The 14,473-nt window shown below is 65.8% G+C and carries 16 protein-coding genes; 13 read left to right on the top strand and 3 right to left on the bottom strand.

Annotation, left to right across the window (positions count from 1 at the left end):
• Window positions 1-20: 20 nt before the first annotated feature.
• From ACZK2R_RS18955 to ACZK2R_RS18970, 4 genes are all read left to right on the top strand, one after another.
• Window positions 21-848: a DUF932 domain-containing protein gene (locus tag ACZK2R_RS18955; RefSeq protein WP_003092327.1), complete on the top strand. Its 828-nt coding sequence runs from the start codon at window positions 21-23 to the stop codon at window positions 846-848.
• 80 nt (window positions 849-928) lie between these two features.
• The gene (locus tag ACZK2R_RS18960) at window positions 929-2,998 is read left to right on the top strand and encodes a ParB/RepB/Spo0J family partition protein (RefSeq protein ID WP_000994919.1); all 2,070 of its coding nucleotides are present in this window, start codon (window positions 929-931) and stop codon (window positions 2,996-2,998) included.
• A 61-nt stretch (window positions 2,999-3,059) separates the two neighbouring features.
• Window positions 3,060-3,269: a hypothetical protein gene (locus tag ACZK2R_RS18965; RefSeq protein ID WP_022580212.1), complete on the top strand. Its 210-nt coding sequence runs from the start codon at window positions 3,060-3,062 to the stop codon at window positions 3,267-3,269.
• Between the two features lie 775 nt (window positions 3,270-4,044).
• A complete protein-coding gene (locus tag ACZK2R_RS18970; RefSeq protein ID WP_001273857.1) occupies window positions 4,045-4,359 on the top strand; it encodes a DUF736 domain-containing protein in 315 nt (104 codons plus the stop codon).
• 312 nt (window positions 4,360-4,671) lie between these two features.
• Here the strand turns inward: ACZK2R_RS18970 and ACZK2R_RS18975 are convergent, their stop codons facing one another.
• Window positions 4,672-4,965, bottom strand: coding sequence for a helix-turn-helix domain-containing protein (locus ACZK2R_RS18975; protein ID WP_006379425.1), 294 nt, complete (start codon window positions 4,963-4,965; stop codon window positions 4,672-4,674).
• A gap of 287 nt (window positions 4,966-5,252) precedes the next feature.
• Between ACZK2R_RS18975 and ACZK2R_RS18980 the strand changes: the two genes are divergently transcribed.
• From ACZK2R_RS18980 to ACZK2R_RS19020, 9 genes are all read left to right on the top strand, one after another.
• Entirely contained in the window at window positions 5,253-5,600 is a 348-nt protein-coding gene (locus ACZK2R_RS18980; protein WP_016487838.1) for a DUF2958 domain-containing protein, read from the top strand.
• A 342-nt stretch (window positions 5,601-5,942) separates the two neighbouring features.
• On the top strand, window positions 5,943-6,713 hold the full coding sequence (locus ACZK2R_RS18985; RefSeq protein ID WP_003092318.1) for a DUF2285 domain-containing protein: 771 nt from the start codon (window positions 5,943-5,945) through the stop codon (window positions 6,711-6,713).
• Between the two features lie 111 nt (window positions 6,714-6,824).
• A complete protein-coding gene (locus ACZK2R_RS18990; RefSeq protein WP_001247107.1) occupies window positions 6,825-7,109 on the top strand; it encodes a helix-turn-helix transcriptional regulator in 285 nt (94 codons plus the stop codon).
• 14 nt (window positions 7,110-7,123) lie between these two features.
• The gene (locus tag ACZK2R_RS18995; protein ID WP_003092315.1) at window positions 7,124-7,981 is read left to right on the top strand and encodes a replication initiator protein A; all 858 of its coding nucleotides are present in this window, start codon (window positions 7,124-7,126) and stop codon (window positions 7,979-7,981) included.
• A 241-nt stretch (window positions 7,982-8,222) separates the two neighbouring features.
• Window positions 8,223-8,861: a ParA family partition ATPase gene (gene parA, locus ACZK2R_RS19000; RefSeq protein ID WP_003092312.1), complete on the top strand. Its 639-nt coding sequence runs from the start codon at window positions 8,223-8,225 to the stop codon at window positions 8,859-8,861.
• Window positions 8,858-9,121: a hypothetical protein gene (locus ACZK2R_RS19005; protein WP_000147048.1), complete on the top strand. Its 264-nt coding sequence runs from the start codon at window positions 8,858-8,860 to the stop codon at window positions 9,119-9,121. Before parA ends, ACZK2R_RS19005 begins: the two co-directional genes overlap by 4 nt.
• Window positions 9,118-9,675 (top strand): DUF2840 domain-containing protein, encoded by a 558-nt coding sequence (locus tag ACZK2R_RS19010; protein ID WP_023093372.1) that lies wholly within the window; start codon window positions 9,118-9,120, stop codon window positions 9,673-9,675. Before ACZK2R_RS19005 ends, ACZK2R_RS19010 begins: the two co-directional genes overlap by 4 nt.
• The gene (locus tag ACZK2R_RS19015; RefSeq protein WP_003092304.1) at window positions 9,672-10,259 is read left to right on the top strand and encodes a S26 family signal peptidase; all 588 of its coding nucleotides are present in this window, start codon (window positions 9,672-9,674) and stop codon (window positions 10,257-10,259) included. The genes ACZK2R_RS19010 and ACZK2R_RS19015 overlap by 4 nt, the downstream gene beginning before the upstream one ends.
• Window positions 10,260-10,707: 448 nt before the next feature.
• Complete coding sequence (locus ACZK2R_RS19020; RefSeq protein WP_000132148.1) at window positions 10,708-12,711, top strand: relaxase/mobilization nuclease domain-containing protein; 2,004 nt, start codon at window positions 10,708-10,710, stop codon at window positions 12,709-12,711.
• A 66-nt stretch (window positions 12,712-12,777) separates the two neighbouring features.
• On the opposite strand, the gene ACZK2R_RS19025 is transcribed toward ACZK2R_RS19020, so the two are convergent.
• The gene (locus ACZK2R_RS19025) at window positions 12,778-13,377 is read right to left on the bottom strand and encodes an ABC-type transport auxiliary lipoprotein family protein (RefSeq protein ID WP_003124411.1); all 600 of its coding nucleotides are present in this window, start codon (window positions 13,375-13,377) and stop codon (window positions 12,778-12,780) included.
• A 92-nt stretch (window positions 13,378-13,469) separates the two neighbouring features.
• On the bottom strand, window positions 13,470-14,399 hold the full coding sequence (locus ACZK2R_RS19030) for an MlaD family protein (protein WP_000433686.1): 930 nt from the start codon (window positions 14,397-14,399) through the stop codon (window positions 13,470-13,472).
• Between the last annotated feature and the right edge of the window lie 74 nt (window positions 14,400-14,473).

The raw sequence follows: 14,473 nt of genomic DNA on the forward strand, positions 1-14,473 counted from the left end.
CTTTTGTCAGGAGAAAGACCATGCAACTCGCATCCCGTTTCGCTTTCCGCTCCCCCTCGCTGCGCAGCGATTACCCGCTGTCCGACGACCAGATTCACCGCGTGGCCCCGTCCATCTTCGCGGATGCCCCGCACGAGAGCCGTTCGCAGCGGTACGCCTATATCCCCACCGCCGCCGTGCTGACCGAGCTTCGCAAAGAAGGCTTCCAGCCTTTCATGGTGACGCAAACCCGCGTGCGCGACGAAGGCAAGCGCGAGCACACCAAACACATGATTCGCTTGCGCCATGCCAGCCAGATCAACGGCGCGGAGGCCAACGAAATCGTGCTGCTGAACTCGCACGACGGCACCAGCAGCTATCAGATGCTGGCCGGAATGTTCCGGTTCGTGTGCAGCAATGGCCTTGTCTGCGGCAACACCGTGGCCGATGTGCGAGTGCCCCATAAAGGCGACGTGGCCGGTCTGGTCATTGAGGGGGCTTACGAAGTCTTGAGCGGTTTCGATCGGGTGAAGGAATCGCGCGATGCCATGCGCGGCATCACCTTGGACGATGGCGAATCCGAAGTGTTCGCCCGCGCCGCGCTCGCCCTCAAGTACGACGACCCCGACAAGCCCGCGCCCATCACGGAATCGCAAATCCTGATGCCGCGCCGCTTCGACGACCGCCGCCCCGACCTGTGGAGCGTGTTCAACCGCACCCAAGAAAACCTGACCCAAGGCGGGCTGCGTGGCCGCAGCGCCAACGGGCGCCGACAGCAAACCCGCCCGGTGCAGGGCATCGACCAAAACATCCGACTAAATCGCGCCCTCTGGCTGCTGGCCGATGGCATGCGCCAGTTGAAAGCCTGAATCCCCACGCGGCAGGGGCAGGCAGCAGCCCTTGTCGCTTTCTTCGCTGCTGCATCCCTGAACCGATAGGAGTTATCACCATGAACGCCGTTACCCAAACCGAAGCCCGCGCCATCAACACCGCCGCCGCTATCCCGCTGGAAGCCGCTGATCCGACCAAGAACCTGATTCTGGTTCCGCTGTCGCGGCTGGTGTCGCGTCCCACTGGCCGCAACGTGCGCAAGACCCCGCGCATGTCCATTCCCGAACTCGCCGCCAGCATCCAGCGTGTCGGCCTGCTGCAAAACCTCATCGTGATTGCCGCCGCCGATGGCGAGCATTACGAGGTCGTGGCCGGTGACCGTCGCCTCGCAGCGTTGAAGCTGCTGGCGAAAAAGCACCGCATTAGCAAGGAATGGGAGGTGCCTTGCCTGCTGGTGGCCGATGGCACCGCCCGCACGGCCAGCCTCACCGAGAACGTGCAGCGCGAAGCCATGCACCCCGCCGACCAGTTCGAGGCGTTCGCCGCGCTCGTGGCCGAAGGCCGCAGCATCGAGGACATTGCAGCGGATTTCAGCGTCACGCCGCTGGTGGTGCAGCGCCGTCTGAAACTCGCCAACGTGTCGCCGCGCCTGCTGGCCGACTACCGGGCCGAGGCCGTGAGCCTTGACCAGTTGATGGCCCTCGCCATCACCGACGACCATGCTGCGCAGGAAGCCGCGTTCTACGATGCGCCCACATGGCAGCGCGGCCCGCACAACCTGCGCGACCGCCTGACCGAACGCGAAATCGACGCCTACCGGCATCCGCTGGTGCGCTTTGTCGGGCTGGACGGCTACGAGCAGGAAGGCGGTGGCATCCGCCGCGACCTGTTCGCGGAGGGCGACAAAGGCGTGTATCTGACCGATGCCGCACTGCTGGAACGGCTGGCGCAGGACAAGCTGGCAGGTATCGCCGCCAAGGTGCAGGCCGAGGGCTGGGCGTGGGTGGATGCCACGCCGGGCATGACCCATGCCGATCTGCAAGCCTTCCAGCGTGCGCCAAGGGAACGCCGCAGTCCGAACAAGCGCGACGCGCAGCGCATCGAGAAGCTGCAAACCAAGCTGCACGAACTGGCCGAGGCGGTGGATGCCGCGCTGGACGACGAGGACGAGGAAAAGGCCGATGCCTTGCAGGAAGAAGGCGAACGCCTGGGCGAGCAGTTGCAGGCGCTGGAAGATGGCTTGCTGGACTATGCGGCCAACGTGAAGGCCGCAGCCGGTGCCATTGTCACCATCGACCGCGACGGGCAGGCCGCGATTCATCGCGGGCTGCTGCGCGAAGCGGAGGCCAAGGCACTGCGCACGCTGGAGCGGCTGCGGCAGGGTTTCGGCAGCGAAGGCGAAGCCGCGAACGAGGACGCAGGCGAGGACGACGAGCAGCCCAAGACCGCCGCCATGTCTGACCGACTGGCGCAGCGGTTGAGCGCGCACCGTACCGCTGCGCTGCAAATCGAAGTTGCACGGCATCCGCAAGCAGCGCTGGCCGCCGTGGTGCATGGCATGGTGCAGACCGTCTTGCAGGAAAGGCACTACGGGCACGACCTGCCGCTGGGTGTGCGCCTCACGGTGCAAGACCGGCTGGAAGGCATGGCCCCGGACTGGCCGGAATCACCCGCCGCCGTGGCGCTGCGCGAACTGCAACAGGTGGCAGGCGAAACCTTGCCGGAGGACAGCGCCGAACTGTTCGCCGCGCTGCTGGCGAAATCACAGGATGAACTGGTGCGGCTGTTGGCCGTGTGCTTAGCTTCCACGGTGGACGTGGTGACGCCTCGCGCCACGCCGCACCAGCCCGGCGCGGAACTGGCGCAGGCCGTGGGGCTGGATATGGCCGCGTGGTGGCAGCCCACCAATGAGGGTTACTTCCGGCATGTGCCGAAGGCCGCGATTCTGGAAGCCGTTGGCGGGTTCGCGCCCTCGCACGTCACCCGACTGGCGAAGTTGAAGAAGGGCGACATTGCCAGCGAAGCCGAACGGCTGGCCGCTGGCACCGGCTGGATGCCCGCCATCTTCCGCTCCGAAGGCCCGCAGCAGACCGGGCAGGACGCGCCGGCGGATGGCGAAGCCGAAGCACAGGAAGAAGTGGCCGCCGTGGCGGATGACCAGCCGCAGGCCGAGGCTTTGGCCGCGTGACTTCGCACCGTAGATAGCGCCCCGGTTCCGGCCGGGGCGCTTCATGTTGAGGATGCCTGCCATGACCCACCAACCCGCAAACCGCCCCCGCATAGCTGCGACCTATGCCTCCGGCACGGTGCGCGCCCGCCGCTGGCACGGCGACGGCGACGTGCGCGGCTACCGTCCGCCGCGTGGCTGGACGGCCCGCGCCGACCTGACCGATCTGCATCCCCTCACGGGCCGCGCCTTGCCGCGCGCCGTGTGGTGGATCATCGAAACCAAGGAATAACGAGCCGCACCGGCCCCAAGCCGTGCCGCCTTGGGGCCGGTGGTCGAAAACTCCGGGCGCGGCGGTGGCCGCGCCCGGTTTCACTGCTCAAAGCCAAAACGCCCCATCGCCGCCTTCGGACAGGCGGCGATGGGGCCACGCACAAGGGCGCTCGTGCGCGAAATCCACGAAGCCAGCAAGTGTGGCGGCGCATCGCGCCGCCAACGATTCGACCGAGCCCCGCCGCAATGGGCGGGGCTGGTGTGGCTACGCCCCGGCTTGCTGCGGCAGGTTGCACGAAAGCGTGCCGTCCCCGACGCTGGCGGTTCGTTGTCTGTACGTCACGAAAGACGGTTCACCGACACGCCGCCCAGCCTCGCTTCTATGGAGCTTCCACACCACGCCTCAGTATGTGGCCGTGAGCTGCGGCAGGGGCGCTCTGGCCTTGTCGTCGGGGCATTGACCTGGCCCGCGTCAGGGCGCAAGCCGGTGCAGCCGTCACGCGGGGATGCCGAGTTGGCCACGTCTCCATTCGGGAGCGGGCGGCCTGTGCGTCCTTGTCTTGTTGTGAATCCTGGCGGTGGCGCGGCTGCGCCTTGTGCTTGATGGCCGCAACCTTGCAGCGAAAACAATTTCCCCTGCGCTGCGCGCATTCCTCGCGGGACAAATTCTTTTCGCTTCCAGGTTCTCCACGTTGTTGCGACCGCTGTGCGGTGCGACCAGCCCATCCCCCGCCGGCCGGATCACAACAAGGACGCACTGGCGCGACCTTGTTCAACCCGAAAGGAGAAACATCATGGCTAACATCGGCACCTTCACCGCAGAGAAAGACGGCTTCACCGGCACGCTTCGCACCCTGACGCTCAACGTCAAGGTCAAGCTGGTTCCCAACGACAAGGGCGACACCGAGAACGCCCCCGACTTCCACCTGCAAGCGGCTGGCCACGAAGTCGGCGCAGCGTGGAAGAAGACCAGCGAGGCCGGGCGGGAATACCTGTCCGTATCCATCGACGACCCTTCGTTCCCGGCGACGGTCTATGCCCGCCTGATCGAGAACGAGGACGGCACGCACGACCTGATCTGGTCGCGCAACAAGCCGAAGGCGGCCTGACAGCCGCTTACCGCGTCCCGCCCACTGCGGCGGGGCGCGATGCTGCTGATCGCAGCACCGCACGCGCAGGATTTCTGCTGCTGCCGCGTGCTGGATACGCCCGTCACGGCGGGCCTGCATGCGTGCCTTGTGGCTCGCAATCCGTGTCAACGAGCGGTGTGTGGCGTGTCGGCGCTGTAAGCGCCGCCGGGCTTTCGGGCTTCGCCCCGTGCCGGCAAGCCGTCACGGCCATCCGGCTTCAATCCCTCACGCCTTCGCGCCTGCGGCGCTGCGCGCTCCGCTTGCTGCAATTCAGTACCACACGCCAACGCGCTAAGGCGTGTCGGGCTCTTCCAATATCGCCCTGAGTTCCTGGCGCACCTGTGCCAGCAATTCATCAGCTTCGCGGGTGCTGTCACCGGCATAAGCCAATGTGAGCAGCGTGAGCGGATGCACTTCCATGACCTCGCACAGATCGGCCAGCTTCTGGATGGTTGGGCTTTTCAGGTCGCGCTCCAGCGTGCTCATGTAGGTGCGACTGGACACGTTGGAGAACGCTTCCTGGCTCAAACCACGCGCCTTCCTTACCGTCCGAATCGCCGCTGCCAATGAGTTCTTCGCTGCCACCTATGGTTTCCCCAAAAAACCAAGATGACAGCCCATTGCGCCCTATAGGACTACAATCTATAGTGTTCATTTGGTGGTGATGTTTTCCTTTTCCGTGCTTTTACGGAGATCCGCATCTGCGGATTTCCTCAGACCCAGGGAACCGCATCCGTGTCTTTCCTGACTTCCACCAATACGCCTTCGTGCCTCTCCGCTTTTGCGGCTTCGTGCGCTTGCGCATACGTGCATCCGTCCGCAGGCACAGATGCGCCTCGGCGATTGCGTGTGTTCGTGGAAGGGGCGCGGCCTTGACCACGCTTGTCACCGAGGAAGACCGGGTGCACCTACTGGCCCACGGCCTCACCCGCGCCGCAGGCCAGGAATGTGACCCGCTGCCCGTGGTGCGCCTGTTCACACCGGACGCACATGCGACCTGGCTATTGGCCGCGCTCGATCCGACCGATGGCGATACGGCCTACGGCCTGATCGACCTCGGGATCGGGATGCCTGCCCTGGCGACGGTGAAGCTGTCCGATCTGGCGTCCATCGTCGGGCCGCTCAAGCAGCCCGTGATACGAGATCGGTATTTCCAGCCGACGCGGCCGCTGTCGGAATACGTTCGACTGGCTCAGGAAAACGGTTCGATCACCGATTGACGCATTCCAGCGCGACCAGGCAAAAAGTATCGCATTGTGACTATTTCGGTCTTAGCCAAGACCTGGCAAGTCTTGATCCGCATGCTTGCACCAGGGTGGTGCGCTCCTGACCAAAACAGTCATGATGCCAGGCGCGAGATTCGGCACGGTGTTCAATGCTGCACCCCATTTCCGGGCGGTGCAGTCGTCGCATTTAGACGATTTCGGCAATGCACTGGAGCGAATCTGTCTTGACACCAGCAGTTAAAGCGTAACCCGAGTTTGATGACCACTTGATGGCGATTCGATAGCTCCCGCACAGCGGAATTGTGGCGACGTTCCCAGAAACAGGGAGGTTTCGCCATGACTGACCGCAGCAGCCAACACTGGTATCCCACGGCCGCGTATCTCTACACGCTGCACCTCGATGGCCCAGCGCTGGCTTGGGAGTATTTGCGCAGGAATCCAAGCTACCGGCGCGACTGGCTACGCCGGCGTCGCAAGCCTGATGCGGCGCAGGCCTGGGGCCTGCGCCTGCTGGAAGATCCCGGCCTGGATGCGCGCGACGCACATCCTGCTTGGTTCCCCGATCACGATGCCGTGGTGCAGCTATACCCCGACGCCGACCCACCACCCGATGCGCATACCTTCGAGTTCTGGCGCATTCCTGGGCGCAAGCAACTGACCCACGACGGCAAGCGCCTGGTGCTCGTATCGCATTGGCCAGGCTGCTGCGTTCGGCTGGCACTCGCACCCGACCTGGAAGATGGTTCGGCCTATCTCTACGCCACACGCGCCTGCGCCACGCCCTGTGCGCGCTACCGCACGCTCGCTGCGAAGCTGGATGCGCTATCTGCCGCAACCGTGGCCACGCCTGTGGCAACAGCCCGCTCCCGCCCCACGCCCGCCGCGCTGCTGGAACTGCATACCTTGCAAGCGCTCGACGCGACCCTCGCGGGAGCCTCCTTGCGCGAGGTGGGCGAAGGTCTGTTCGGCGCGGATGCCGTCGCGGCCGACTGGCACAAAGACAGTGCATTGCGTGCCCGCGTACGGCGGCTGGTACGCCGCGGCGATGAGCTGATGCACGGCGGCTACCGCCGACTAGCGCAGCTTCCAATGTTCCCGTCGCATTAGGGGGGACGTTTCTCGACCCGTGCGAATCGTCCCTTAGCAAGAAGCCTTGCTTTCTTGAGAGTGCCTCTATCCGGCCGCGTGGTGTGGCCGGGCTTGATGGAGGTACATCCCATGCGACCTGCTCCCTCGCGGCCTGCCGCCGCTGCCGTCACTGCGACCTCGCAGCCTCAACGCTACCTGACAAACGACGAAGCCGCCGACTACCTGCGGCTGTCGCCGCGCACGCTGGAGAAGCAGCGGGTGATCGGCGGCGGCCCCAAGTTCCGCAAGTTCGGCCGCCGCGTCATGTACGCGGTGTCCGACCTCGATGCCTGGGCCGACCAGCGCAGCTACGAGGCCACGTCCGATCCCGAATACGCCGAGCGCCACGCGGGCGACTACCGTGATGGCCGCTGATCGTCGGCGCGTGGGTGGCCTTCGCCATGTCCAGCCCGCCAGGGCAAGCCTTGCCGCAGCGCGAACAGCTCGATCTGTTCCGCGCGCTGCCGGGCGACATGGCGCCACGCGATTCCCAGGACTTGATGGCCTTTCCGTTCTTCTCGCTTGCCAAGTCGCGGCGCACGGCGCCGATCGACTTCCGCAGCGGGAACGTCACCATTCGCGTGGAAGGCACGCAGGAGCACGGCATCGCAACGATATGGGATGCCGACGTGCTGATATGGGCCGCCTCGCAGATCGTGGAGGCGCGCGACGCGGGCCTGCGCCCGTCGCGCTGGATACGCGCCACGCCTTACGAGATTTTGCGCTTCATCGGGCGCGGCACGTCCCTCAACGACTACCAGCGCCTGAAGGCCGCCCTCGACCGGCTGCAATCGACCACGGTGGCCACGTCCATCCGCGAAACCACGGGAAGGCGCTTGCATCGCTTCTCGTGGATCAACGAGTGGAAGGAACTCGCCGACGCCAGCGGCACCCCGCTGGGCATCGAGCTGATCTTGCCGGACTGGTTCTATGCCGGCGTGCTCGACGCCGCCCTGGTGCTGACCATCGACCCGGCCTATTTCCGCTTGAAGGGCGGTATCGAACGCTGGCTGTACCGCCTGGTGCGCAAGCATGGCGGGCGGCAGGAGCACGGCTGGCAATTCGACTTCCGACACCTGTACCGCAAATCCGGCAGCGCGGCCCGCTTCTCGGACTTCGCCTACGACGTGCGCGCCCTGGTGGCGCGGCAGTCGTTGCCCGGCTACGTCCTCGGCATCGAGCGGATGCCGGACGACAACACCGAGCTGCTGACCTTCCGGCCCGTGCCGCACGCGGCACGGGGATAACTGCGGGAGAACCTGTGGACGGCCTCGTGCTATCAGGAGTACCGGGTATCGTGCTATCAGGAGTACGACCCTCGTGCTATCAGGAGTACGAAAACGCCGGAAAGCCAACAACGGCGCGGGTTTGCGTTCCCTCTAACTTACCTAACAAGAAATACATAACTTTTAGTAGAAGCGCGCCGTTTCGGTGGACAACCACGAAACGGCACGGCCAGGCCGGCTTTCCAGCTCGGAGGGCCGCGCCATGATCTTCGCGTTTCTCAACCAGAAAGGCGGCGTCGGCAAGACCACGCTCGCCACGCACATCGCCGGCGAACTGGCGATGCGCGGCCTGCATGTCATCCTGCTGGATGCCGACCCGCAGGGGTCATCGCTCGACTGGACGCAGCGGCGTAGCCAGCAGGGCCTGCCCCGTCTGTTCAGCGCCGTGGGCCTTGCCCGCGAAACGCTGCATCAGGAAGCGCCAGAACTCGCCAGGCGGGCCGATCACATCATCATCGACGGCCCGCCGCGCATCGCCGCCCTCGCGCGTTCCGCGCTGCTGGCGGCCGAGCGCGTGCTGATCCCCGTGCAGCCCAGCCCCTACGACGTATGGGCTTCTGCCGAGATGGTCGCACTGATCCGCGAAGCACAGGTGTTCCGGCCAGCGCTGCGCGCGGCCTTCGTCATCAACCGGCGCGTCAGCACCACCATCATCGGCAGGGAGGCACGGCAATCGCTGGCCGAACAGCCGCTGCCCGCGCTGCGCTCGGAGATCCACCAGCGCATCGTCTTTGCCGACAGCGTAGCCGCTGGCCGGCTCGCCCGCGAAACCGCGCCCGACAGCGCCGCTGCCCGCGAGATCGCCGCGCTCACCGACGAACTGCTGCGGTGGCCGACATGACTGGGAAGCCACCACCACGCAGCAAGCGCGTCGGCATCGGTGCGCGTCCCCCAGCGAATCCGCACGCCGAAGCGTGGATTCGCCAGGGCGACGCAGATGCCGTGCAGAAAGGCGACCTCTACACCGCTCGACTGACGCTCGACATCACGCCCGCCATGCGGGCGCGCATCAAGGTGTCGGCCTTCACGCGAGGCGTGACCGTAGCCGAACTGCTGCGCGACCTGCTGGAGCGGGAGTTTCCCCCGGAGGGCACGCCGTGAACGCATCCGCTTCGACCGCCCACACCCCCAAAGCAAGTGCGCCCACGGCTGCGCCGCCGCCGGCGCCTTCGACACTCGCCGGCCAGGCCGGCAACGTGCCGCTGACGCGCGTGGCGCTGGCCTACATCGAACCGCGCTTCAAGCTCTACCTGCGCTTCGGCGAACCGGCGCGCACGCTCCAGCTCGACCGCTGGCGGCGCTGCGCCGTGTTCCTGCCGAACGCGGTTCTGTGCCGCATCCGTTGGCAGGCCAACGACTACGGCACGATCCGCTGGCAGCTCATGGTGATGCAGACCGCCACGCCGCTGGACGCCGTGCAGCGCATCCCCGGCGTGCAGCCGGGCGCGCGTCTGCTGCTGCACGCCGAAGGCGATGCCAACGTGCGCGCCGTGCTGGAACGCATCGACGGCATCGAGGCGCTGGGCATCGCAGCCGCAGACACATCGCCCGCGTACTGGCGCACGCTCGCGAACCGGCTCGCAGCGCGCTCGGCGCTACCCACATACACCGCAGAACGGCACGCCGCCTGGCTGGCCGGGAGGGCATTGCCATGACCACGATTTCCACGACCGGCCCCGTGCCGCATCCTCGCTCGCGCCTGCGCGCTCGCCTCGTGCTGGCAGGCTTCGCCACCGTCGGCCTCGCTGCGCTGGCCTGGGCGGCGTTCGTGCAGCCCCTGCCGCGAATGGCCTACAACCCGTCCGACAGCGTGGCGGTCGGTTGGTATCGCATCGAACCGTTCGACCCGCGCACCGCCTCGCGGCCACGTCCGCTGTCCGTGGACAGCATCGTGCTGATGCCGCTGCCCGACAGGGCCGCCATGCTGGCTGCGCAGCGCGGCTACCTGCCGACCCGCGTTCCGCTGCTCAAACGTGTGGGCGCAGTCGCGCCACAACACGTTTGCATCGTCGCCGGCCAGGTTCGCATCGACGGCGTGCCGGTGGCCGCCGCCCTGCCTGCCGACCGGCTGGGCCGGCCGCTGCCATCCTTGCAGCTTTGCCGCCGTCTCCAACCGGGCGAACTGTTCCTGTTGAGCGCGACCAACCCGGCGTCGTTCGACAGCCGCTATTTCGGGCCGGTCAGCGCGTTCGCCGTGATCGGCGTTGCGCATCCGATCTGGCTGGAGACACGTCCATGATGGCCGCCGATTCGCTGCACTTTGCCGCGCCTCTCATCGTGCCATCGGGCATGTCGTTCTACTGTTCGTCGCCGTGTCGTCGCGCGTGCAGTGCGGGTGCATTCGCACCGCACTTCGCGCTGCCTTCGGCGCAGCCGCCCAACGTGCAGGCGTCTTGCCTCGAACGCGCCTGGCCTGCGGCCATTGGCGTGTTCGCCGGCGGGCTGGCTGCTCGTGCAGCAGCGCCGCCGGGCCGCCGATGCCCGGAGCGGGAGCGAGGGGCAAAGGCGGAAGGCAAGACAAAAGGGTTCGGCACTCTGCCGCCCGCAAAGCCAGTCTGCACGTGGGGGTGGCGCGGCACGGCGCGGCTTCGCCGCCGTGCCGCGTGGGGCGCGAGGCACGCGCCGATGCAGGCATGTCCGCGTGCTTCGCACGCTCGGACACGCCGGAGCTTGCAGGGAGCACAGCCATGACCGACCGCGGCGACCATGATTTCTGGGTGCGCCCTGGCGCGCCGAAGAACCGAGGCAAAGGCCAGGGCCAGAGCTTCGTTTCCAAGGTGCTCAAGCAGGCTGGCAAGGCCAGCGGCGGCAAGTCGGCGGTGCGCCGTCCTACCGCTGGCGGGAGCGGCCAGCACGCCGGCCAGCGGCCCGGCTCACGGCTTGGACGCGGCCATACGGCGGCGCGCTTCGCAGGCGCAAAGCTGACCCCTATGTCACGGCGCGTGACCATCAAGACGCTGCTGGTCAACCAGCGCAACGCCAGTCCGCAGTCGCTCGCCAAGCACCTGCGCTACATCGAGCGCGACGGTGCCGGCCGGAACGGCGAGCCGGGCCGTGCCTACGGGCCGCAGACCGACGAAGCCGACCTCGATGCCTTCAAGGAACGCTGCCAGGACGACCGACATCATTTCCGCTTCATCGTCTCACCTGAAGACAGTGCGGAGCTGGACGACCTGCGCACCTACACCCGGCACCTGATGAACCGGATGGAGGCCGACCTGGGGACGCGGCTGGATTGGGTGGCGGTCGATCACTGGAACACCGACAACCCGCACACGCACCTGATCGTGCGCGGACGCGACGATACCGGCAAAGACCTCATCATCGCGGGCGACTACATCGCCCACGGCTTCCGCCATCGCGCCGCCGAGCTGGCGACGGAATGGCTGGGGCCGCGCACCGAACTGGAGATCCAGCAGACCTTGCAGCGCGAGGTGGAGCAAGAGCGGTGGACGAGCCTCGACCGCACGTTGCAGCGCGAGGCCGGCGAGGATGGCCGGGTGCAGATCGAACGCTTCAACGAACCCCGGCTGCAACGCCAGCGCCTGCTGCTGATCGGCCGCCTGCAACACTTGCAGCGCCTGGGCCTGGCCGACGAGGTGCAGCCCGGCACCTGGGCCGTCCATGCGGACGCGGAGAAGACCTTGCGTGCCCTGGGCGAGCGTGGCGACATCATCCGAACGATGCAGCGGGCCATGAGCGGCAAGCCTCGCGAGCTGGCGGTGTTCGAGCCGGGCGACGACGGCCGCACTATCGTCGGTCGCGTGGCTGCTAAGGGTCTGGCCGACGAGCTGCACGACCGCGGCTATCTGGTCATCGACGGGTTGGACGGCAAAGCCCACTACGTCGCGTTGGACGCCCGCGACGAGCTGGCGAACTATCCCATCGGCGCGGTGGTGGAGGTACGCGGTTCCGCCGAGGTGCGGGCGGCCGACAAGAACATCGCCACGCTGGCGAGCAATGGCCTGTACCGCACCGATCACCACCTGGCGATCGAGCAAGGCCGAGCCAAGCCCGGCCGCGACCCGCAAGAGGCTGTGGCGGCCCATATCCGCCGGCTGGAAGCCCTACGGCGGGCCGGCATCGTGGAGCGCGTGGCCGAGGGGTTATGGAAGGTGCCGGACGACTTGGCCGAGCGTGGCCGCCAGTACGACGCGCAGCGGCTGGGCGGCGTGGCGGTCGAACTGAAATCGCATCTGCCGATTGAACGGCAGGCCCGCGTCATCGGCGCGACCTGGCTGGATCAGCAGTTGATCGGCGGCGGCAAGGGACTGGGCGACCTGGGCTTTGGCGGCGATGCTAGGCAAGCCTTGCAGCAGCGCGCCGACTTCCTCGAAGAACAGGGGCTGGCCCAGCGGCGCGGGCAGCGGCTGATTCTCTCCCGGAATCTGCTGGAAACGCTGCGCAATCGGGAGCTGGCGCAGGCCGCCCAGCACATTGCCGCCGATAGCGGATTGGAGCATCGGCACGTCACAGACGGGCAGCGCGTAGCCGGCATCTACCGGCGCTCGGTCATGCTCGCCAGCGGTCGCTATGCGCTGCTCGATGACGGCATGGGATTCAGTCTGGTGCCTTGGCGGCCGATAATCGAGCCACGACTGGGGCAGCAGATCGCCGCGACTGTACGCGGCGGCGGTGTGTCATGGGAGGTTGGACGGCAAAGAGGTCCTGGGATTGGATCGGGGCCGTAGGCTGTCGTACCGAGTTAAGGTGTCGAGCAGCGTTTTGGCCCTAGCTTCTGTGCTCCGTTAAGACGACTAGTCTGTGCTTATCGACGACGCTGTGGGTGCATGGTTGCTTGCCAATTCCGGTGCAACTCGCAAACGCGCTGCCCCGACCTGAACTGCCCATTCAACGATCTGCCCGGCCAATATATCCGTGGCGACACCGAACGCGCTCACCACATCGGCCTCTCGCTTGCTGCCTGTGGCTTGGATTGCTTCGAAGCGTCTACTGGCAATAGCAGTCCGTTTGGCCGGATCGACCAGTTGCACATCGAGCCGAACCGCGGCGATCGCTTCAGTGCCGCGGTATTCGAGCTGGAACGCCCGCAGCGTACTGCGCAACTCCATATCGGCGCTCATTGGGGTGCTATCGGTAATCACGGAAGTCGACCGCCCATCGCGCATGAAGGCTTCGACGATTCGGTCACGCAGCAGCACCGGTGCGGGGTCGGCCCAACGCACTCCTTGCCAAGCCGACAAGCGACCATCGGGCTGCGCAATGAACAGCCGCTCCGAATCCAGGACGCGACTACTCTCAGGGGCGTAGACGCGCAGCGCCCCGGGTCCCGGAACGGCGCGCGGCGTACTCTCCGCCTGGGCGATGTGATAGTCGGGCAATTTGTAGGTGACCATTGGAGCTGCTTTGGGAAGCACACTGCACGCGGACAAGCCGAGTACTAGCGTCATAGTCACGGCAGCGACGGGAATCATCCTGGCGGAAGTGTTCACGGCTTGGTTTCCTCAATGTTCTCTCCACCGAGCAGGTATTGCGCCGGATTGCGATCCAGTCGGCGCAGCACGGTGTTTAGATTGGCCAGCGCCTGCTGGAGTTCGTGCATGGCAGGACCTGTGGCGGCCAAGCCCTGGTTCAGCGATTCCTGATTGTTTTGCAGTAGCGTCTCAACCCTGAAAGCGGCGCGTTCGAGGGATGCCGTTGCATCACGCGTGTTCACCATGATTTGCTTACCATCGTTATTTAGTAGCAGGTTGGCATCGCGAAGAGTGCTATTTGCTTGGCGCACGGCAGCTGTCGATTCTCTGCTTGCTTCGGTCAGATTGCTGATTAACGTCGCGATCTCGGCCCTCTGGTCAGCGACCGCGCCCGTGGTCTGTTCAAGATTCACCAGACTGCGGTGCACAAGAGCCAAATTCTCCTTCGACAGTAACTCCTGCGTGCGCAGCAAGATGCCGTTGAGTGTCGTCATGCTGTTCCCCTCACCGGAGACCAGGGATGCCATCGCCGAACGTGGTGCGAGGATCAACGGTTCCTCGTCCTCTCTCCGATCCAGCAATGGCACGTTTGGCCCACCGTCGCTCAACTCGATCACCGCGTTGCCGGTAATTCCCGTGATGACCAATTCAGCGCGGGTATCCTGCCGGACCGGGATGGTGGCATTGATGCGTACGCGCGCTATCGCCCGCCTTGGGTCTCGCGGTGAAAGAGAAAGTGCAACGACTTCGCCAATCGTGATTCCGCTGTACTGAACCTGGCTGCCGGGCGTAAGCCCGGTCACTGGCTCATCGAACATAATCCGGTAATACTGGTAATCGTGGTCGGAACGTGTGTCGCTGAGCCAAAGCGCGAAGCCAATACCAATCGCACCGAGCAGCACGACGAACAGACCAATGAATACATGATGGGCACGTGGTTCCATGATCAGACCACCTCGTTCTCAGAGTTTAAATATTGCGTGCGCCCAGCCCAATGCGTGCGCGACGGAAGAATGAT

It is taken from the genome of Stenotrophomonas sp. 96582_Sma (assembly GCF_056480905.1).